The organism is Limosilactobacillus oris DSM 4864 (assembly GCF_001434465.1).
In the GTDB taxonomy this organism is placed as follows: Bacteria; Bacillota; Bacilli; order Lactobacillales; family Lactobacillaceae; genus Limosilactobacillus; species Limosilactobacillus oris.
Map to the genome: position 1 here is coordinate 1 of NZ_AZGE01000034.1, position 19,094 is coordinate 19,094.

At 47.6% G+C, this 19,094-nt stretch carries 21 protein-coding genes and 1 pseudogene; 8 read left to right on the forward strand and 14 right to left on the reverse strand.

The genetic code is table 11. The annotated features are described in order from the left end of the window. Positions 1-77 precede the first annotated feature (77 nt). The 9 genes from FC49_RS08615 to FC49_RS08650 all read right to left on the reverse strand — a co-directional run bounded on the left by FC49_RS08615 (position 78) and on the right by FC49_RS08650 (position 5,688). Positions 78-404, reverse strand: a complete 327-nt coding sequence (locus FC49_RS08615) for a hypothetical protein (protein WP_056984786.1) — start codon at positions 402-404, stop codon at positions 78-80. A 15-nt stretch (positions 405-419) separates the two neighbouring features. Beyond that, positions 420-1,526: a hypothetical protein gene (locus FC49_RS08620; protein WP_191980134.1), complete on the reverse strand. Its 1,107-nt coding sequence runs from the start codon at positions 1,524-1,526 to the stop codon at positions 420-422. Between the two features lie 658 nt (positions 1,527-2,184). Next, entirely contained in the window at positions 2,185-2,559 is a 375-nt protein-coding gene (locus FC49_RS08625) for a hypothetical protein (RefSeq protein WP_056984788.1), read from the reverse strand. Between the two features lie 22 nt (positions 2,560-2,581). Beyond that, positions 2,582-3,460: a hypothetical protein gene (locus FC49_RS08630; protein WP_004564450.1), complete on the reverse strand. Its 879-nt coding sequence runs from the start codon at positions 3,458-3,460 to the stop codon at positions 2,582-2,584. Positions 3,461-3,702: 242 nt separating this feature from the next. Beyond that, positions 3,703-4,347 carry a hypothetical protein gene (locus FC49_RS08635; RefSeq protein ID WP_004564452.1) on the reverse strand — a complete coding sequence of 215 codons (645 nt, stop codon included), beginning with the start codon at positions 4,345-4,347 and terminating at the stop codon, positions 3,703-3,705. Between the two features lie 11 nt (positions 4,348-4,358). Further along, positions 4,359-4,535, reverse strand: coding sequence for a hypothetical protein (locus FC49_RS09970; RefSeq protein WP_157755989.1), 177 nt, complete (start codon positions 4,533-4,535; stop codon positions 4,359-4,361). A gap of 55 nt (positions 4,536-4,590) precedes the next feature. Beyond that, positions 4,591-4,884: a hypothetical protein gene (locus FC49_RS08640; RefSeq protein WP_004564448.1), complete on the reverse strand. Its 294-nt coding sequence runs from the start codon at positions 4,882-4,884 to the stop codon at positions 4,591-4,593. Beyond that, the gene (locus tag FC49_RS08645) at positions 4,877-5,362 is read right to left on the reverse strand and encodes a hypothetical protein (protein WP_056984789.1); all 486 of its coding nucleotides are present in this window, start codon (positions 5,360-5,362) and stop codon (positions 4,877-4,879) included. The genes FC49_RS08640 and FC49_RS08645 overlap by 8 nt, the downstream gene beginning before the upstream one ends. 122 nt (positions 5,363-5,484) lie before the next feature. Beyond that, complete coding sequence (locus FC49_RS08650) at positions 5,485-5,688, reverse strand: helix-turn-helix domain-containing protein (protein WP_004564463.1); 204 nt, start codon at positions 5,686-5,688, stop codon at positions 5,485-5,487. A 114-nt stretch (positions 5,689-5,802) separates the two neighbouring features. Here FC49_RS08650 and FC49_RS08655 point away from each other — a divergent pair, with 114 nt between their 5' ends. The 4 genes and pseudogenes from FC49_RS08655 to pnuC all read left to right on the forward strand — a co-directional run bounded on the left by FC49_RS08655 (position 5,803) and on the right by pnuC (position 9,393). Beyond that, on the forward strand, positions 5,803-6,519 hold the full coding sequence (locus FC49_RS08655) for a helix-turn-helix domain-containing protein (RefSeq protein ID WP_004564457.1): 717 nt from the start codon (positions 5,803-5,805) through the stop codon (positions 6,517-6,519). A gap of 228 nt (positions 6,520-6,747) precedes the next feature. Next, a complete protein-coding gene (locus FC49_RS08660) occupies positions 6,748-7,893 on the forward strand; it encodes a site-specific integrase (RefSeq protein WP_056984790.1) in 1,146 nt (381 codons plus the stop codon). A gap of 135 nt (positions 7,894-8,028) precedes the next feature. Next, positions 8,029-8,458, forward strand: a pseudogene (locus FC49_RS08665) (GreA/GreB family elongation factor). A 182-nt stretch (positions 8,459-8,640) separates the two neighbouring features. Then, on the forward strand, positions 8,641-9,393 hold the full coding sequence (gene pnuC, locus FC49_RS08670; protein WP_003715543.1) for a nicotinamide riboside transporter PnuC: 753 nt from the start codon (positions 8,641-8,643) through the stop codon (positions 9,391-9,393). Between the two features lie 75 nt (positions 9,394-9,468). Here pnuC and FC49_RS09975 read toward each other — a convergent pair whose 3' ends face one another. Together FC49_RS09975 and FC49_RS09980 are read right to left on the reverse strand one after the other, a co-directional pair. Further along, a complete protein-coding gene (locus tag FC49_RS09975; RefSeq protein ID WP_056984791.1) occupies positions 9,469-10,455 on the reverse strand; it encodes a D-2-hydroxyacid dehydrogenase in 987 nt (328 codons plus the stop codon). Positions 10,456-10,467: 12 nt separating this feature from the next. Beyond that, positions 10,468-11,619 carry an aminotransferase class I/II-fold pyridoxal phosphate-dependent enzyme gene (locus FC49_RS09980; protein WP_003715500.1) on the reverse strand — a complete coding sequence of 384 codons (1,152 nt, stop codon included), beginning with the start codon at positions 11,617-11,619 and terminating at the stop codon, positions 10,468-10,470. Between the two features lie 166 nt (positions 11,620-11,785). On the opposite strand from FC49_RS09980, the gene FC49_RS08685 reads away from it, so the two are divergent. The 4 genes from FC49_RS08685 (at position 11,786) to FC49_RS08700 (ending at position 16,212) form a co-directional block, all read left to right on the forward strand. Continuing rightward, positions 11,786-12,466 carry a response regulator transcription factor gene (locus FC49_RS08685; RefSeq protein WP_056984792.1) on the forward strand — a complete coding sequence of 227 codons (681 nt, stop codon included), beginning with the start codon at positions 11,786-11,788 and terminating at the stop codon, positions 12,464-12,466. Further along, complete coding sequence (locus FC49_RS08690; protein ID WP_056984793.1) at positions 12,459-13,433, forward strand: sensor histidine kinase; 975 nt, start codon at positions 12,459-12,461, stop codon at positions 13,431-13,433. The genes FC49_RS08685 and FC49_RS08690 overlap by 8 nt, the downstream gene beginning before the upstream one ends. 98 nt (positions 13,434-13,531) lie before the next feature. Beyond that, positions 13,532-14,287 carry an ABC transporter ATP-binding protein gene (locus FC49_RS08695; protein ID WP_056984794.1) on the forward strand — a complete coding sequence of 252 codons (756 nt, stop codon included), beginning with the start codon at positions 13,532-13,534 and terminating at the stop codon, positions 14,285-14,287. A 2-nt stretch (positions 14,288-14,289) separates the two neighbouring features. Further along, on the forward strand, positions 14,290-16,212 hold the full coding sequence (locus tag FC49_RS08700) for an FtsX-like permease family protein (RefSeq protein ID WP_056984795.1): 1,923 nt from the start codon (positions 14,290-14,292) through the stop codon (positions 16,210-16,212). A gap of 51 nt (positions 16,213-16,263) precedes the next feature. Here the strand turns inward: FC49_RS08700 and cls are convergent, their stop codons facing one another. From cls to scrK, 3 genes are all read right to left on the reverse strand, one after another. Continuing rightward, complete coding sequence (gene cls, locus FC49_RS08705; protein WP_056984796.1) at positions 16,264-17,757, reverse strand: cardiolipin synthase; 1,494 nt, start codon at positions 17,755-17,757, stop codon at positions 16,264-16,266. Between the two features lie 120 nt (positions 17,758-17,877). Beyond that, on the reverse strand, positions 17,878-18,150 hold the full coding sequence (locus tag FC49_RS08710) for a hypothetical protein (protein WP_056984797.1): 273 nt from the start codon (positions 18,148-18,150) through the stop codon (positions 17,878-17,880). A 33-nt stretch (positions 18,151-18,183) separates the two neighbouring features. Continuing rightward, entirely contained in the window at positions 18,184-19,062 is an 879-nt protein-coding gene (gene scrK / locus FC49_RS08715) for a fructokinase ScrK (RefSeq protein ID WP_003715577.1), read from the reverse strand. Positions 19,063-19,094 lie beyond the last annotated feature (32 nt).

Consider the following 19,094-nt stretch of genomic DNA (forward strand, 5'->3'; position numbering starts at 1 on the left):
AAGTGTCTAACTTACAGGGTTCACTTCAGCTGAGTTTTTCCCCAGCCTCTCTTTTTATTTAACGCTAGTTTTCTTTCCTACCGTCCGCCGACAATCTTGGCAGTCTCTTCTTCCAAGCGCGTAATCAACGCGTCGGCATTCTCCCGGAAATCCGCGATAAAGCTCGTCCCCTGGGGGGCAAGCTCACCGACTTGTTTTCCCATAATGTCTGTCACCGTCAAGCTATCACCGGCCCAGTGAACATCATCGTAGTGTCCTTCCAAGGCTTCATCAAACAATGCTTGCAAAATGTCTTGGACGGCCTGGTGAATAACCTCGTCTTCACTGACCTGTTCACCATGGAGGCGGCGCTGCGCCACCTGCATAACTACATCATCCATGCTTTGGGGGATTTCAACACTCATTCGTTGACTTCCTTTCTATTTTCGCCGCTTCTTCCGCCGGGCTTTTTTGCTAAACTTAATACCGCGCGGTGCCCGCCGTGGAGCTGGTGCCGCGGTCGAAGCTGCCTGCTGACGTGCTAAGCGTTGCTGGCGTTTTACCAATTGCTGGTGTTCGTACTCGCTCCACGGGTTCAGGAGCGTGCGCATGAAGCCCGCTACTTCCGCGCGGTGGTCGTCCATCCACTCCTCTGCTGTCTGCACGTCATCAGTGTCGATCCCGTTACTCCGAATAAAGGACAGCATTAACTGCGTTTCCCGCTCCTGCCGGGTTAAACTAGCCAGCATATCTTGTGACGGCTGCATCTTCGCAATTGCCTTTAAGCCAATCCGGTACTGGTCCAGGTCAATTTGCCCCGTCCGCTTCAGGTAGTCAAACAGTGCCTGCGCGGTCGGGACAATGTTTTTGATTTGCTTCGGGGTGATTTCCGGGTCTAGCGGCATCATCATTCCCAGCACCTGTTGCAAGTCGTTGAATGCCCAACTGCCAGGGTATTGATGAACTTCTTGCGCCATCAGCCGGATAAACTGGCTAACCAGGTACTGGCGACTGGCACCATCTAGTAATTGATTTTGAAACTCTGGCGCCAGTGCAGCGGCTTCCCTTGCCTGCTTAATAAAAGCGGCCAGTTGTTCCTTTGACCACGGCGTAACGGCTGCTTGGTCATCGTTATTTTCTGCCGGCTGGGACGGCGTTGCAGTTGCTTGAACGTCCTGCGTCCCGTGTAATTGTGCCCAAGTCTGGTGGGCCTTCCGGCAAGCGTTCATATTAACCCGCTGGTCATCGATTGCCTGAACCAGTTCCTGGTAGTTTGCCGGCTTAATGAAAGCGACATACGCCTTTAACACGGGCGCCACGGCAATTCCAAACTGGTTGGTCAGCGCGGGATCAGCGATAAAGTCACCCACCATTACTTCTTTGACCGCCTGGGGAGTCCACGCGGTGTCGGCCAGGTGCTGTTCCTCCAACATATGCTGAGTAAAGCGGGTCAAGATGTCTTGCGCGTGCTTTTGCTGGTTAGCAGATAGCTGATGGTACGTGGACGAAGCAAGGAACTCTTTAATCTGTCCTTCTTGTTCGTTCATTCTTGGATATTCCTCCGTCATAAATTGAATTTTCCTTTCTATCATATCATAATTAGGATTACTAGAAACATATTGTATTAATCGCTAATATACAGGGCTTTTACAAGATTAATACTTTTATTTCTTCCCGTTTTTCATTATTTTCTTTACTTAGCGTGGTCGTTTTTGTGGTCGCTGTTTGTTGACAAGCAGACCATTTACAAATTGATTGTGGTCGTATTTTTAAATACGGTCAAACTTAAATTGTGAGCTTCCAGCATCCACCATATACGTCTTGGACGATAGTTAATTATTAGCGTATTTTTGCACGCTGTATCAGCCCACTATAAGCATTTAACTAATTAGTAATATGATTAGCCATTATTTGCTTAAAATGCTTGTATGGTGCTAATATGAGCTTATAGAAGTTAATAGCGATTAAAGGTATCCCTAGCCGTATGGTTGGGGATACCTTTTTTTGTGAAAAACGAATTTTATATATAACAATGACCATCACCGCTCCTGTAAAAATAAATATTTTTTACTTTTAGAGTAGGGGGTATAAATCCAACTCTTCCATTTCCGTCGCATTTTGCGACATAAAAAAAGGAGTCGCTTTCTACGACATCCCCATGCAATTCAATATTATAAAATCTGTTTAGAATATTAGCTATTGTCTTTAATCTAATGGATTATCTGTCAGCCCTAAAAGAAACGGGCTTATTTGTCTTTTGTATTGTTTTTCTTTTGGTAGAGCATCCCCGTACTCATCCACATACTCATGATAATCTTGTAGCATAGTAGCTAAGATTAAATAAAGATAGTCTTCATCGCCTTTAAAAATATTACAGCACTCACTTAATGGTTTATCAGCCAACGAATTCTGTTTACTAGCGTGCTCATTATATTTATTAGCTTTCAATTGGTTAGCACTATGCCTGGATGCTGTTCCTAAACTTTCCTTTTCCACAGATAATGCTTTATCCGCATTCATATAACTAATCAGGTCTTTAATTATTAATCTGTATTTATTAGCGTTGTCTTCCAAATTCATTACCCCATTCCTATTAACAATATTATTCAGCGTATCCATTGATAGTGCGTCGGCCATTAATCATCGCTCGCAAGTCTTGGGAAAAATCATCTAATTCATCCAGACTATTATTAATGCGCTTCTTAGCTTCCTCGCTTGAGTTAGAAATAATATCACGCTCAAACGATAGCGGTTTAACATCCTTGATAAGATTGTCAATCTTCAAGGTGAGACCATAAACAGAATAATCAGCCTTATGCCTAGCCCATTCTGAACGCTGACCATCAACTTCACCAATATTATTTATGAACCGTCTAGTCTTTTCGTGTTCAGCTTTGAGCGCTTCATATTTTTTCTTTTCAGCGTCCATCTTATTTTTAAGTTCATCTAGTGACAATTGTAGATTATCTTGACTTGCTTGCTCATCCAACAACTGTTTGTGTTGGCTGGCAATGGTTTCTTTCTGCTGGCTAAGCTGTGCATCCTTAGCCTTTAATCGCCGTTCCATTTCCTTAAATTCTTTATGGCTTTTAATATCGCCATTCAGCGCCGCTTGCTTTGCTTCTTCTGGTGCCGACTTCTTGACCATATCAAGTCTTAGCATCTTAGGCGCATTATTAAAGTTTTCAATCTGATTAGGGTTGTCCAAATTTTTGGAAAACGTAAACTGGTTAATCAAATCATATACATCATGTTTATTAAGCCCAAGACTGGTATACCATTCCCCAAACTTACCTTGGTAGTGATTAGCGAGTTCTTGCTGTGCCTCGTACAGTTCCCGCCCCCATACTTGCGCCGCCATTGTAATACTCGTTTTCATTGCCGCTTCATGCTGTTTTAGCTGCTTAGCTGTTGTATCATCAACAGCAGAATAATCAAATCTAGCAATGCTAGACTGCTTACGTTCTTGTAATTGGTTCATTATGCCCTTCCCCTTTCCATTATACTTACTTCTTAAGCAATGACGGACAATCAATGTGCACGGCATCCGACTTGCTCGGTGCCTGCACGTTACTTAATACAGTTATATATTAATAGTTATATATATACAGTTATATAGCTCCCACATAGCGGGCTAGGTAATCACATTTTCCGGGCTAGTAATCACACATAGCGGGCGGGGCAATCACATTTTGCGGGAACGCCTAACCCGGATTTTCAGTACTATACTTCTTCAAATTTAACTACCTCTTCAAGCTCATAATTATTTAAGTTGATAGTTAGCTGTTGAGGGGATGCACGTTTCAGATACCCTTCTCTAATTAGGATAGATATATTATTTCGGATAGTTTTAGTCGGTTGTCCTAGCGTCTGCCCGATTTCTCCAGCGTCAGTTGAAACCATTAATGTCTTATACTTCCAAAGCATAGAATAGATACAGCCTATAATTAGCTGTTGTAATGCTGTCAGCTTTTTATCTTTAATGGTTTCCGCCGGGATACTCAAATAACTACCAACTCTAGGGATGCAAATCAGCTTGATTTGCCGTTCAGTTCTCCGCCCTGTTGACCTATATGATAGTGAGACAAAACCTCCGGCAGCAAGTTCTTTAAGATATTTTGTAATTGAATTAGTAGACCTTACGCCCAGCAATTCCATCAGTTTTTCATTCCCCGCAAACAAGCGTTCGTATTGGCTACTCATCCCCAGCAATATCCCATACAGAATAGCAGCGGGTGGATGCCTTATTTCCTTACTAGTTAGCAATGCTTCTGGTATCTTGTAAACTCCGCTGGTCGCTTTTATTCTTTGCCTAACAGTCTCGGGGTGACTATCAGCCATCCATTGAGGAAGCTCATCTTGTCTCATGATTACTCCTGCTATAACTGGTTAGTAATCTTGGTTAACGCTTCCTTAACCGCCTGCTTATTCTCGTCAGTCTGTGATAGTTGCTGGATATCGTCTACAAGGTCAAGATTGAGATGGCCCCGAACTATTGCTAATACTACATTCCCATGATGGTCGGTTGCTGTGTAAAATGATAAAGAGTTAGTCATCATTATTCCTCCGTTCTTCTCAAGACGTATATGGTGGATGCTGGAAGCCACTTTATTAAACTAATTCCGGTTCTTGCGTCTGTTCTCGTGATTTAAGCCATTGAATGTATTCTTCTTTGCCGTATAACTTTTGGCCATTAACGTCTGCCACTGGCAGGCCATTCGCCACAAACTTCCGTATGGTTGGCGCCGTGAAGCCCGTCCATGCTGTGAAGTCCTTTAACTTTAGGTATGGCTTGTTTTGGGCGTCGGTAGCCTGTGCAATTCCTTTTTTTACCGCTAGCAGGGTTTGAAGTTGCAATTCTTCTAGTTGGTCATCCGTTAAGATAATTTGAATCTTACTATTCATTGTCCCCGCCTCGTTGCTTCGTGTAACCATCCCTAATACGTTTTTTCATGGTCTCGTAACGCTTCATCATAGTCTTAGCTTGCTTACCGTACGGCTCAATTGCGTTCAGTGCTTCTTGCGATGTGGTAGCTAAGTAAATTCCTTGTGACCCATCATCACGCCGACCGCCGCCAATAAAGATGCCACGCTTCAAGTTAAGCTGTGATTGTGCACTTCTAACTAGTCGCTCGCTTCTGCTATTAGCAGGCATCCCCAATTGCGTGATGAGTTTCTTAGTCGTGTAAGGATGTTCTGGCTGCCCTAGTGGGAGCTGCATTAGCAGCTTTTCTTCTAGCGGTTTTAGTTTCATAGTCGGCTTAGTATCGGCGTCATAAATAACGAACCTTGAGCCATCTCCGTTAATTACAAACATCCCCGTGATGCGTTCGTGATATAATATCGGTAAAGATACCGGGAAAGTGACATTTAAATTATCCATTGCTTTTGTCGCTCCTTTTGGTATAAACATATTTGACTATTAAGACGTTGACGGTGCCGGCCGTCAGCATCTTTTTTTGTTTACTGCTTTTTCCTGACCATCCCCCTTCACTGATTGGGCCACTATTTTAATGTTGTGTACTGGTCAATTATCCAGTCGTTGAGTTTTTTAAAAGTTGTAGGGTAAACATTATTCGTTGTCCCTTTAAGTATGTTGTAAAGAGTCCCTTTACTTAAGCTGAGCTGTTTTGCTAAAGCTGTTGTACTTAGTCCCAGTTCTCCTTGCTTCCTTTTAACAGCAGTAACTTGTTTCTCCGTAATTTTCATTTTTTGCCTCCTAAGCGAATTTTTTGTTCGGTAAACATCCAAAATAAATAGCGAACATTTCTTTCGCTTAATGTGATAATACACCGAAACTTTTGTTGAGTCAAGGGGCTTTGTGTGGTAAAGTTGCATAATGAAAGGCCGGTGAGTGGAATAGTGTTTTCTCAAAATTCAAAAAACAACAATCGCATAAAAGAACTAAGAATGGCGCAACACAAAACGCAACTAGACCTAGCCAAAAAGATGAATGTAACAGATAGAACAATATCTAATTGGGAGAAGGGTAAACGCGAACCCAAAATCGAGGCTTGGAAAAAAATGGCGCAATATTTCGGTGTATCGGTTTCATACCTACAAGGCCTAGATGATAATAAGGATGGGTCATGGATTGGAACAATTAACTTAGCCTCTAAAAATTTAAACAAGCAACAGCCAAAGCAAATCGAAAAGAGCATCAATCATGCTTGTGATTTACTTGAGTATGTACTAAAAGGATTTGCAGACGTTGATGTTTTCCCTTACCGAATAGGTAGAAAGGCTGGCCAGAACCTGGACCAATTAATAATTGCGCTATCGGGGCTTGTATTATTTTTTCAAAAATACTTTAAAGAATATGAGCAGCTATGGCCTGTTGAAGCGCCTGGTTTTGATGCAAAAATCAATACCCAATTAAATTCTGTGGTTGATATTCTAGCAGATACAAATACAAAAATTCAGCGCGTAAATAGGGAGCTTAAGAATGCAACAAATGAATTAGCAACAAATCTGGATGGCCTAATAAATGATATTAATCAGGATAAAAATCCAAATTCCGCTAAACATAATGATGATTAGGTCTAACTTAAACTTAGCCCGTGCCGCTCTTGAATTAGGGCGATTCATCCCCAACTAAAACAATTTGTTTGCCATGACTAGTTCCCCAATTTTAGGGAAAGGTTAATTTGAACTGCCAATTCGGCACTTTAGGAATAGCGAGAGCGCATTTTTTCGCCCTCGTTCGTTAGTAACTCTCAAGACGTACATGGTGGGTGCTGGAAGCCCGTGTTAAGAGAGGTAATAACGATGAATTCAGAACTAAATAAGCAAATCAAATACAACCCAGATAAAAAGAAGCCCTATTCATATCGGATTTATGTTGGCAAGAATGAGCTAACAGGGGCTTATATGCACCGTCAGAAGTCATTTAAAACATTTGACGAAGCACTAGCATCTTTAGTTAAACTAAAAAAGTCGCTGAAAGATGGTACCTTTCACACGACTTCAAAGCGATATAAATATTCGGATTTAGTTGCAATGTGGTTGCCCCAATATAAGCAAACCGTGAAGCGTTCAACTTACGGGAATGTAACCCAAATCATCGATAATATAATTTTACCATCTTTGGGGATGTTTTATCTTGACAAGCTGACCGTCGCAAAGTGTCAAAGTATAGTTAATGACTGGTTTAGTAGGTATCCCAGCCGTTTCAATAGTATTTTTGCCTATGCTCGAAAAATTTTAGAATACGGCGAGCACTTAGAATTAGTTAATCGCAACTCTTTGAGCAAAGTTATTAAACCTCGGCAAAAATCTAAGACCAAGGCTTTTACTAACTATTACAGCAAGGAAGAGCTAGCAAGTTTCTTAAATGCTTGTAAGGGATGCAACCAGCTTTACTACGTTTTTTTTCGCTTGCTAGCTTATACAGGACTAAGGTCAAGCGAGGCATTAGGCCTTAGGTGGTCGGATATTAATATTTTTAACTCTACTCTTTCAGTACGCCGAACGGTGACCAATGACGAGCATTGGGGCGTTGTAATTGATACGCCTAAAACTGCTGGCAGTACTCGGACAATTGACCTTGACTCAAGCACTATTGAACTATTACAGTCATGGCATAAAAGCAACGATAACAAGGTTATCACCCTAACTAATCGGAAGAACTATGTGTTCTTCAATGCCACCCGCCCCGAGGGCGTATTTATTCACCAAGACGCCCGCTATTGGGATAAGAGTGTTTGCCATAAATACGGGCTCAGGTATATCACCCCCCACGGATTTAGACATACTCACGCCAGCATGATGTTTGCTGCTGGTGCTAAACCCAAAGAAGTACAGCAACGATTAGGCCACTCAAGCATCAAAACCACGATGGATTTGTATGTTCACTTAACAGAGAACACCAATCGGGAAATGGTAGACAAGTTTGCTAATTACATGAAAGCGTAACTCATCCCCTATGTGGTCGTTTTCGTGGTCGCCAGGCAATAGCAATCACAACGAACGCTGATTTTATAGGAAATAGAGTAGCGTTTTCCAATCATATCATAATTGGAAAATAAAGAATAAACGGGGGAATAGCAAATGCGGAAAAAGAAGATTCAAGAAGCGATGAAGCACGTCTACTTTCAAAAGATGACCAAGGCGGGCTACCAGGAAATTGAGGACGAGATTGCCCGCCTGCAAGCCCAGCGGCCGGCTAAAATTGACCAGCTCAAGGCGGCTCCGCTACCTCAACAAGCAGTTGCAATACTCCGAAATCATTACACCCGCGGATGCCAAACAGGTGGACCTCGGCACTACCGTCACACTCCGTTTCGACGACGATAACGACGTGGTCACCTACCAAATTGTCGGTAAGCAGGAGGCCGATTTAGCCAAGCAAAAGGTCTCCTTCGATTCCCCGCTAGGCCGTGCCATTATGCACCAGCCGGCCGCGACAACCGTGACTGTCCAGGCACCCCAGTCTTCCTACCAGGTCACGATTATTGAGATTTCCCTGGGAGAAAAATAAAATTTGCTGCGGTGCCGAAGCGGTTTCATTTCCGAACAGCCACCGTCTAAGTTAAATAATCAAATGATTAGCCAGCTAATTTGCCCCTTGCATTCTCAAACAGCGCCAATTAGAATACTATATGTTGTGTTTACAGCGCTGTAAACCCCAATCAACACTATATCTTGTAGAGGGGTTAAATTATGTTAACTAGCTATTTTAAGTTTCTCGCCCACCAGCTCAAGGGTTGGCCACAGCAAAATTACTACCTATTCTTCTTTAGCCTGGGCTGCCAGGTCATGACCCTGGTCAGTGCGCCAATCACCTGGCTGACCGTCATCACCTTCATTGGGACCACACTCGGTGTCCTCTGCGTCCTGGCAATCAACGCCGCTAAGTCAGTGAACGGTTTCCTAGGGATTCTCTCTGCAATCTGCTTTATCATCGTCGGTTTTCACGCCAAGAACTACCTCAGCATCGGCGAGCAGATTGCCTACATGATCACCCTGGACATCCCAGTACTCCTCTCTGCCAACTGGAATATCAACATGGCGTCTAAGATTCGCCACTTTACACCCCGCAGCTGGGCGGTCGCCCTCGTTGCCACTGCGGTCGTTTACCTGGTTTCCGGCTACCTAATCGGTCACTTGACGGACGACCCCCGGCCGTGGATTGATGCCATCAGCTTCTCCATCAGCCTGACCGCCGGTGTGATTTGCTTCCTGCGGTTTAACAACCAGTACTTCTGGTGGCTGGCTTCCGGACTGGCCCAAATGGTTCTCTGGTTTATTTCCTACCGTCAGGGTTCGGCAAGCCTCGCAATGGCGGTCAACAGTTCAATCTACCTGATCAACGACGTGCTCGCCTTTACCGTCTCACCATGGTACAACGCTAAGCTCCGTCAGCAGCTGAGTGAACGTGAACAGGCCTACGCCGAAGAGATGGGCTTAAATTAATTCTTTAAAAATGGCACCAGATAAATCTGCAGATTTATCTNGTCGTCTTATTTAACCGCCGTGCCCACTCACTATTTACTTATAAACTTCAAACTGCGGCCGCTTGCCATTAACAATCGCGACCACGTCATCCAGGCCCATGGCGACCATGTTCTTCATCGCCGTATCCGTGTAAAAGGCGCTGTGTGGAGAAATCAAGACGTTCGGCATGGCCCGCAAAGTCTTGTAGTCCTCTGGAATCTCTTCCGGCGTGGCCTGCTTTTCAAAGAACTGCCCCTCATCGGCCAGCGTATCCAACGCGGCCCCGGCAATTTCCTTATTCTGTAGCGCCGCGATCAGGTCGTCAGCGGTGACAATCCCGCCCCGCGCCATGTTAATCAGGTAAGCCGTATCCTTCATCTTCTTAAAGGTTTCGCTGTTAAAGAGGTTGGCCGTCGATTCATCAAGCGGCGTGTGAACGGTCACGATATCCGCCGTTTTAAGCAGGGTATCGAGGTCGGTGTATTCCAGGTACGGGCTTAGTTCGACCTGGTGAATCGGGTCCACTGCAATCACCTTGGCACCTAACGCGGAATAGAGTTGTGCCGTGGCGCCCCCGATGTGCCCAGCACCGATAATCCCAACAGTCAGGTTGTAAATTTCGGTACTCTCAAGACCGGCCCAGCGGAAGTCCAAGTTGTCCATTCGCTGGTCGTAGTAACCCAGTTTCCGGACCAGCCGCAGGGCCTGGGTCAGCCCCATTTCGGCAATCGCCCGCGGAGAGTAGGCTGGAACATTGGTGACCGTTAATTCATACTTCTTAGCCAGGTCAAAGTCGATCATGTCGTAACCCACCATTCGGGCGGTCAACTGTTTAATCCCATACTCATGCAATTTCTGGTAGACCACCGGCTCCAGTGGCTGGGTTTGCTGAAAGTCGATTCCATCAAAGCCCTGCGCCCATTCGACGGTTTTCGCATCTAGACGTTCAGCCACGCACTTAACCTCGACCCCCGTTTTGGCGGACCATTCCCGAATATACTTCTTTTCTGGCTCCAGGACCGCATACATCAGAATTTTCATTATGGGTACCTCCTACCAAGTCAGTTGCTTCATCTTTGCGACCGCTTCTTTGAGCGCCGCCAGCGGTTGGGTTGCTGCAATCCGAACGAAGCCTTCACCGCACTTGCCAAACGCTAACCCTGGCACTACCAAGATTCCCGCTTTTTTGAGCAGCTGGTCGGCGAACTCGACTGAACCTAAGCCCGTCTTGCGAATATCAGCGAAGACGTAGATACTCCCCTGAACCGGGCTGACGGACAGCCAATCAATTTGCGGCAGCTCCTTTTGCAGGTAATCTAACCGCTCTTGAAATGCTTGAACAATCGGCGCTACCAACTCATCGTGGTGCTGCATCCCATACAGGGCCCCCACCTGTGAAAGCGTCGGTGCCGAAAAAGTAACCGCGTCGTTAACATCATTAGCCGCCGTCACTAACCAATCTGGCCCCACCAGGTAACCGATTCGCCAGCCGGTCATGGCAAAACTCTTCGACATCCCGCTGATGATGACGGTGTTGTCCGGAGCAAACTTAGCAATCGGGGTAAAGGTCTGTCCTGGCATGACGTAATCAGAGTAGATTTCGTCGCTAAGAATCAGCAAGTCCTTTTCAACCGCCAGCTTAGCTAACGCCTGAGCTTCTTCAGCCGTCATTACATTTCCAGACGGGTTGTTCGGGGTGTTGATAATAATCGCCTTGGTCTGAGGAGTTACCTTTTTAGCAATTTCCTGGGCGTTAATCTTAAAGCCCTCCTCAGGCTTGCCATCAACAATAACGGGGGTCCCCCCAGCCAGTTTGACCTGTTCGATATATGGTGAGAAGCACGGTTCAGGAATAATTACCTCATCGCCCGGATCCAGCAGTGCCGCTAAAGCAACAAACAGCGCATGTTCAGCCCCGACAGTAATCAGTACCTGTTGAGGCGCAAAATGGAGCTGGTATTTGTCCTGATAAAAATCACAAATTGCCTGCCGCAACTCGGGCAAACCTTCGGCAGCCGTATAGTGGGTCATCCCCGCCTTCGCCTTGGCAAACGCCGCGTCGATAATCGGGGCCGGTGTCGTAAAGTTGGGATCACCGACGGACAAGTCAATCACATTATCCATCTTTGCCGCCAATGCGCACACGTCAGCCAAAATATTTGCAGCTGGCTGCTGGTAAGCCTTGCTTAAAATCGAACTATCCATTTTACATCCTCCATTTCGTTTCACTGAATTCTCATTATCCATAGTATAGTGAGTTTATATTCAAAAGTCCACATATTTATGCAAAATCTATGTATATCAATTAATTATTTGAATACTTATAAAGCCAGAACTGCGGTAAAATTAACGTACGAAAGGATGATGCGCAATGGCCAAAATTTTTATGGTCGAGGACAATCCAACAATGGTTGCTGCCGTTACCGCCGAGCTCAAGAAGTGGCAGCACCAGGTGGTGACCGTCAATAACTGGCAGGCAGTCGCCGATGAAGTCGCCATGGCCCAACCAGATTTAATACTCTTTGACCTCACCCTGCCGAGCTTTGATGGCTTCTACTGGATTCAGGAGGTTCGCAAGGCCTGCCAGGCGCCAATTATCGTCATCTCAGCCGCAGACATCGACAGCAACGTGATGCATGCCGTTGCGGCCGGAGCAGATGACTACCTGATGAAGCCCTTTTCGCTGACGGTCTTACTGGCTAAAATCCAGGCCCAGTTGCGCCGCCAAGCCACCGACCAGCAGGAGAGCCAGGTGCACTGGGGTAGCAACCAGCTTAACCCGCTCACCGGCCAGTTGCAAAGTCCCCGGGGAACCGTCCAGCTTTCGCCAACCGAGAGCGCCCTCTTGCAGGTACTGGTTCACCACCTTGGCCAAACCGTAACCAAGGAACAGCTGTTGGAGTGGCTCTGGCAGGGCGGCAAGTACCTAAATGAGAACACACTAAGCGTCAACGTCAGCCGGCTGCGAACCAAGCTGGCTTCAGCGGGCCTTGACCAAACTATCAGAACGGAACGGGGCGTTGGCTACCGGATGGTGGATGACCATGAATAAATCATTTTGGAAGCTGTGGCTGCGGGACCAACTCCCGCTGCTAATTACTTACATCCTCCTCACCAGCCTCGTCGCCCTTCTCTGCTACCTTTACCAGCTTCCTATGACAATCTTCACTGACCTCCTGCGGTTCAGCTTGCCATTGCTCATCGTCTGGCTAATTGCTACGGTTCTGATAGCGAAGCGGCGGCAGGCCCTCCTCGCGCGGCAACTACTGCGGGCCGATTTTCAACCGTGCTCACCAGTTGAGGAGCAGCTAGCAGCAATGCTGGCTCAGTCGCAGTGCAGCTACCGCCACGCCCTTCAAACGGCCCGGCAAAAGCAGCGTGAGCAAACCGACCAGCGGGACCTGTTCGCCCACGAGATCAAGAATCACCTTGCAATTTTACGGGCCCAGGCCGAAGAGCAGCCTCAAGTGCCCAGTAAGCAAGTCCGGGCAGCGGTTCAACAGGCTAACTACTATCTTGACCTGCTCCTCAGCGGTGAACGCCTTGCAATGACTAACCATGACTTTCACTTTCAGTGGTTAACGCTTACCAAGCTGGCAGCGACCATTGTTCAAGAAAATGCCGCGCTCTTTATCAGCAAACAGCTTGTTCCCGACATTAACATCCCCGCAAATTTGCGTTTACTAACCGACCAAAAATGGCTTCATTTCTGTATCAACCAGCTTCTTACCAATGCTATTAAATACGCAGAACCGGGCTCCGTTATTAAACTGGTTTGGCAAACGGATCGCTTAACAATCTGTGACACCGGACTGCCCATCAGCAGTACCGACCAGCCCCGCATCTTCGAAAGCGGCTTTACGGGACAAAATGGCCACCAAACTACCAAGTCAACGGGGATGGGGCTATACTTTGTCAAACAGGTCACCGACCAGCTCAATTTTAGCGTCCGGGTCTTCTCACCGAACGACCACAGCACGGTCGCTGAGCTGATTTTCCCTCCCGATAACATCAGCTGATTCTTACAAAACTGTAAGGTTCTGTACGCTCCTGTAAGTAGGAAACGCCACGGGGCCTTTTTATAATGGAGTTAATCAAGAAAAGGGAGGACCAGCTTATGGCCTTATTAAATCTAAACCACGTCCAAAAAATATTTGACGCCGACACTAACCACCAGGTCGCCGCGCTAAAAGACGTTAACTTTAGCGTTGACCAGGGAGAGTACGTTGCCATCATGGGTGAATCGGGGGCCGGGAAGAGTACCCTGCTCAACATTATTGCGACCTTGGATAAAGCCACGAACGGTTCCGCTGTTTTAAACGGACAAGACCTCGGTGAGCTAGGCAAAGACGATGCGGCACGGTTCCGCCGTGAACACCTCGGCTTTGTCTTCCAACGGTTTAACCTCCTTGATAGTTTAAGCAACCGGGACAACATCTACCTCCCGCTAGTACTAGCTAAGACGAAGCCAGCGGAAATGGAACGTCGGTTGAAGCCCCTGGCGAGCCGGCTGCGAATCGCGCCAATTATCGACCGTTACCCGGCAGAGGCCTCTGGTGGTCAGCAGCAGCGGGTGGCGATTGCCCGGGCCCTGATTACCAACCCTGACCTGCTCCTGGCCGATGAGCCCACCGGCGCACTGGATTCCAATACCAGTCAGGAAATTCTCAACCTGTTTGACGAAGTGAACCAGAATGGACAAACCATTATCATGGTTACCCACAGCGCGGCCGCGGCCAGCCACGCTAAACGAACGCTGTTTATCAAGGACGGCCGAATCTACCATGAGCTATTCCGTGGGGACCAAAGTTTAAAACAATACCAGGATCAAATCAGCAACACGATGATTACTTTGACGAACGGGGGTGAATAACCATGCTGTTTATCCAACTCCTTAATTCCAGTTTCAAGCGCAACCTGCGGGTGTACGGCCCCTACCTGCTTGCTACCAGTATGATCGTTGCAATCAATTATATCTTTGCCGCGATCAGTGCTAACCAGAGCCTGAAAAGCCTTGGCACCGGTGCCGTTACCGAGTCACTCTTAAAAATGGGGAGCACCTTTATTATCTTGGTGACCGCCGCCTTTCTCCTCTACGTCAACCGTTTCCTTTGGCAACAACGCAGTCAGGAAATTGGCCTATACAGTATGCTGGGAATGACTAGTAAAAACCTGGCCCTCCTCACCGTGTTGGAGAAGTGCTACTTACTGGTGATTAGTCTTGTCGCCGGGTTAACTACCGGGGTAATCTTTGAGAAGCTCGCCTTCCTCGGCCTGAACCGCCTCCTTGAAATTGGCAAACTCCACCAGCCCTGGGCCGTCCCGAGCGCACTGGTCAAAACCGCTGGCTTGATTGCCGTTTTCTTCACCATCCTAATGGTTATCGACCTAATTAAAATTCACCTCATGAAGCCAACAAGCTTGTGGCACGCTAGCGCAACGGTCCCCAAGCATCACGGGGCCATGTTCAGCCTCGCCGGCGGCCTGGGGATCGCCATGCTGGCCGGTGCGTACTACATCACATTAACTACCAAGCCAAAGATTACCGCGCTGAACCATTTCATGTTGGCAGTAATCCTGGTTGTTATCGGGACCTACCTCCTCTTCATCGCCGGAAGTGTGCTCCTCTTAAACTGGCTCCGGCACCGGTCAAACTTCTACTACCGCCCCCGGCACTTCATCGCAATTTCAGGGATGCGGCAGCGGATGGAACAAAATGGTGCGGCCCTGGCGACGATTTGTCTTTTATGTACCGCCGTCCTGGTCATTCTCTTCACCGCTTTGACCCTCTATACCGGGATTCAGAATACCGTCCGTTCCTATACCCCTACGGATATGACAATCGTTACCAACCAGCCCTTGTCAAGCGCGCAACGCCAAGTGATTAAGCGTACAGCCGCGGACCACCATGCCAAGCTCAGCCAGCTCACCTCTTACCAGGCCACCACTGCTCAATTTGGCTACTGGGAAGGCCAACGGTTCGTCAACCAGGGAGCACTGAGCAAGATGAATACGGACACTTCCAGCGCCCTGATCATGGTCAACGCCACCACCTACCAGCGGCTAACTGGCAACCACCCGCACCTAACCGCCAAGCAGGCACTGCTTTATTCGCCAGCTAAACCACGCGCGGGAAAGTTAACGGTCAATGGGCAAACATACCAAACTAAGGCCATCCACCGGCTCAGCTTTGCTTTTAACCCGAACCACTCGATTTACACACCGGCCTTTATGGTGGTCAAGCAGCTGCCCCAGGGGCTCCCGACGATGTCCGTAACGAGCTTTAACTACCAGCTAGCTGGCACCAAGAAGCGGCTCGCCTTTGAAGCCGCCCTCCAGCAAAGTCTGGGACTGCCGAATCCGCAAGTTACCGGCCAAACGACCATCACGTCCCTCCTCAAGCAAATGTATGGCGGCCTAGTATTTGTTGGAATTCTAATCAGTCTGGCACTGGGGATCACTACCACCATCGTCATCTACTTCAAGCAAATTTCAGAGGGTTACGCTGACCAGCAGCGGTTTACCACCATGCAGCAGGTCGGCCTCAGCGAGCGGGAAACGACCAAGAGTATTCACAGTCAAGTGCTAATGGTCTTCATGCTGCCGATTGCCGGTGCAATTGTTAACCTGCTCTTTGCCCTCCCAGCAATTCGTCAAATCATGATCCAGCTTAGTTTCTATAACCAGCGAGCCATGGTTATCATTGCCGGAGCGATTACACTCGCACTCTTAGCCCTCTACTTAGTAATATACGGATTAACGACCAGAATCTATCATCAAATTGTCGAAAAAAGATAGTTTAAACGGATAAACGACGCCAGATATTTTCATCTAGCGTCGTTTTCCTATTTACAGCACCGGTGACAGCAGGCGGGAGAAGTATTGTTTAAACTTCCGCCAGTTCGACTGCTGGTCGAAGTATTCCGGTGTCAGCAGGGTGCTATCCTGAATATCATTTTCAAAAATTTGCTTGAGCTGGGCCGTCAGCTCCTCGTTGTAGGTAAAGGCGTTGGCCTCAAAGTTCAGCCGGTAGCTCCGGTAGTCCTGGTTAGCCGAGCCGACCGAGGCCAGGTTATTGCCACTGACCATCGTCTTGGCGTGAATGAAGCCGTTATTATACTTGTAGACCTTGACCTTGTTATTAACCAGGTACTTGGCGTAGTACTCCGTCGCCCGGTACACGAAGGGGTGGTCCGGCATACATGGGATCATCACCCGGACGTCAATTCCGCTGCGAGCCGCGATAATCAAGGATTCCAAGATTGGTTCACCAGGAATCAAGTACGGCGTTTGGATATACACGTATTGCCGCGCCGAGCTAATGATTGATTCATAAGCCCGCCGGATGGCAAAGTTATCATTATCCGGTCCTGAGGAGACAATCTGCATTGCTACATCCTGACCAGGGTCGCTTGGCCGCTCGATTTCCAAGTCTGCCAGCAGCTTGTCCAGGTCGACCCGTTCCTTCTTCGTCTTCCGGCAGGTCGTATTCCAGTCCATCCCGAAGCGGGCAGTCAGCGCAATTACCGCTTGGCCCGCAACCCGCAGGTGGGTATCCCGCCAGTAGCCAAATTTGGGATCCTCACCGAGGTACTGGTCCCCAATGTTAAAGCCCCCGATATAGCCGAGCTTGCCATCAATCGCCACAATTTTGCGGTGCAGGTGGTAGTTCAGCCGCGGCGTGGTAATCCGCTTGTTGGCCTTGGAGTTAAACGGCTGGGCCTCACCGCCGAGTTCTTCCAGGTGGGCAAAGAATTTATAGGTTGTTCCCCGCGAACCGCTCAGGTCGTACAGCACTTTGACCTTGACGCCCCGTTTGGCCGCCCGCTCCAGCGCTGCCAGGACCCGCTTGCCCAGTTTGTCAGAATAGAAGGTATAAAATTCCACGTAGATGTGGTCCTCCGCCTGGTCAAAGTCCGCAATCATCTGTTGGAAGAGTTTTTTCCCATCAATAAAAACTTTAACGCGGTTGTTAAATGTCACCAGGGCGCTATCCAAACTGGCAGAAAGGCTGACCAATTGCCGGGCACGGGCTAAGCGTTCACTCTGCAACAGCAGTTTGTGCCGTTTTAATAGTCTTTCCTGCTGGCGAACGTACTTATCCCGATACTCCTTTTGCTCCACGCGAATGTTAAAAATATCATCATTCGACAGTTTGCGCCCCACGAACAAGTAAAGGATAAAACCAACGATTGGCAAGGCTGATAGCACTAACAGCCAGGCCCACGTCGATGCTATATCGCGCCGGGTACGAAAAACAGTCCAAATTGCAAAGGCAATGTTGATCAGCCAGAGGATTTCAATCAGCCGCCGAACAACATCCCAGGTCCAAACAATATTCATACTTTCCCTCCAGAAAGGTAAATTTTCTTAATTATACCATTCATCATTTCTTCCGCTGACCAAGCAAAAATTCTCCCAGTCGCCGGACCAGGAGAATTAATAACGTCTTTTAATTTGACACTAGAATAACGAAGGCAAAGAAGTAAAGAAGGTAATCAGACCGAAAATGATTGCCGGGAAGTTGGCCCAGAACACAGCCCAGTCCCGCTCGCGCTTGAAGTAAGCGTAGATGCACCATAACAGACCGTTGATTGCGGCTACCAGCGGCTGGAGGGGCGCACCGTAGCTGCCGTGCAAGTTATTAATGATTTGTGGAATGTAGGAAACGTACATACAAATCGCAATTACCGTCGCAATCTTACTTAAAATACTAATAAATTTAGTCTCTTTCATGATCTTATGTCCTCCTCAAATTTATTCTGTGAATTATTCAGTGGCCGCCTTTAATGCCAGGGCAAAGTCACCGATGGTAGCAGAGCCGTTGTTCTTCGCTAACGGCATGGTAATGTATTCATCAACGTTGCCAACATCAACATAGTTATTCAACAGTTTCTTGAATTCACGCCGCACCTTCTTCAGGAATTCTTCGCTGACGACCCCGCCACCGAAGATGATTTGGCCAGGACGGAACATCAAAGTGGTGTCCAGGGCTGCCTGAGCCACGTAGTAAGCCATGATGTCCCAGACGTGGTCGGTCAGCGGTACGTCCTTCCCCTTCTTACCAGTCCGGGCTTCAAAGGTTGGTCCACTGACTAAGCCTTCTAGGCAGTCGCCGTGAAATGGGCAAATTCCCTTGAAGTCCAGGTCGTCAGGGTGCCGTTTCAGCCGGATGTGACCCATTTCTGGGTGTCCCAGTTCACCGACAAATTTCCCGTCAATGACTGCTCCAGCACCGCAACCCGTCCCAATCGTGTAGTAGACGAGGGAGTTGATCCGTTTGTTGAACAGGGTCGACAGTACGTATTCACCGTATGCTGATCCGTTAACATCCGTGGTCCAGGCAATCGGAATGTTGAAGTGCTTCTTGAGTGGGCCGACAAAGTCAGTGTCCGCCCAGCCCTTCTTTGGAGTGTTGGTAATGTAACCATACTTTGGCGAACTCTTCCGAATTTCAATTGGACCAAATGAGGCGATCCCGATAGCTGACAGGTCATCCTTGTACTGGTCAAAGAATTCGATGCACTTCTGCAGGGTTTCTTCTGGGGTGGTGGTTGGGATGTGGACCGAGTCCTGAATTTGGTAGTTGATATTGCCGACTGCACAAACGAACTTGGTTCCACCAGCTTCAATACTTCCTAGTAGCATGTTCAGTTCCTCCTTAATCCTAGTTGTTCTTT

Coding starts and splice junctions, on each gene's coding strand:
- FC49_RS08615 (WP_056984786.1), bottom strand. CDS start 404: ATGAGTGTTGAAATCCCCCAAAGCATGGATGATGTAGTTATGCAGGTG.
- FC49_RS08620 (WP_191980134.1), bottom strand. CDS start 1,526: ATGAACGAACAAGAAGGACAGATTAAAGAGTTCCTTGCTTCGTCCACG.
- FC49_RS08625 (WP_056984788.1), bottom strand. CDS start 2,559: ATGAATTTGGAAGACAACGCTAATAAATACAGATTAATAATTAAAGAC.
- FC49_RS08630 (WP_004564450.1), bottom strand. CDS start 3,460: ATGAACCAATTACAAGAACGTAAGCAGTCTAGCATTGCTAGATTTGAT.
- FC49_RS08635 (WP_004564452.1), bottom strand. CDS start 4,347: ATGAGACAAGATGAGCTTCCTCAATGGATGGCTGATAGTCACCCCGAG.
- FC49_RS09970 (WP_157755989.1), bottom strand. CDS start 4,535: ATGACTAACTCTTTATCATTTTACACAGCAACCGACCATCATGGGAAT.
- FC49_RS08640 (WP_004564448.1), bottom strand. CDS start 4,884: ATGAATAGTAAGATTCAAATTATCTTAACGGATGACCAACTAGAAGAA.
- FC49_RS08645 (WP_056984789.1), bottom strand. CDS start 5,362: ATGGATAATTTAAATGTCACTTTCCCGGTATCTTTACCGATATTATAT.
- FC49_RS08650 (WP_004564463.1), bottom strand. CDS start 5,688: ATGAAAATTACGGAGAAACAAGTTACTGCTGTTAAAAGGAAGCAAGGA.
- FC49_RS08660 (WP_056984790.1), top strand. CDS start 6,748: ATGAATTCAGAACTAAATAAGCAAATCAAATACAACCCAGATAAAAAG.
- pnuC (WP_003715543.1), top strand. CDS start 8,641: ATGTTAACTAGCTATTTTAAGTTTCTCGCCCACCAGCTCAAGGGTTGG.
- FC49_RS09975 (WP_056984791.1), bottom strand. CDS start 10,455: ATGAAAATTCTGATGTATGCGGTCCTGGAGCCAGAAAAGAAGTATATT.
- FC49_RS09980 (WP_003715500.1), bottom strand. CDS start 11,619: ATGGATAGTTCGATTTTAAGCAAGGCTTACCAGCAGCCAGCTGCAAAT.
- FC49_RS08685 (WP_056984792.1), top strand. CDS start 11,786: ATGGCCAAAATTTTTATGGTCGAGGACAATCCAACAATGGTTGCTGCC.
- FC49_RS08690 (WP_056984793.1), top strand. CDS start 12,459: ATGAATAAATCATTTTGGAAGCTGTGGCTGCGGGACCAACTCCCGCTG.
- FC49_RS08695 (WP_056984794.1), top strand. CDS start 13,532: ATGGCCTTATTAAATCTAAACCACGTCCAAAAAATATTTGACGCCGAC.
- FC49_RS08700 (WP_056984795.1), top strand. CDS start 14,290: ATGCTGTTTATCCAACTCCTTAATTCCAGTTTCAAGCGCAACCTGCGG.
- cls (WP_056984796.1), bottom strand. CDS start 17,757: ATGAATATTGTTTGGACCTGGGATGTTGTTCGGCGGCTGATTGAAATC.
- FC49_RS08710 (WP_056984797.1), bottom strand. CDS start 18,150: ATGAAAGAGACTAAATTTATTAGTATTTTAAGTAAGATTGCGACGGTA.
- scrK (WP_003715577.1), bottom strand. CDS start 19,062: ATGCTACTAGGAAGTATTGAAGCTGGTGGAACCAAGTTCGTTTGTGCA.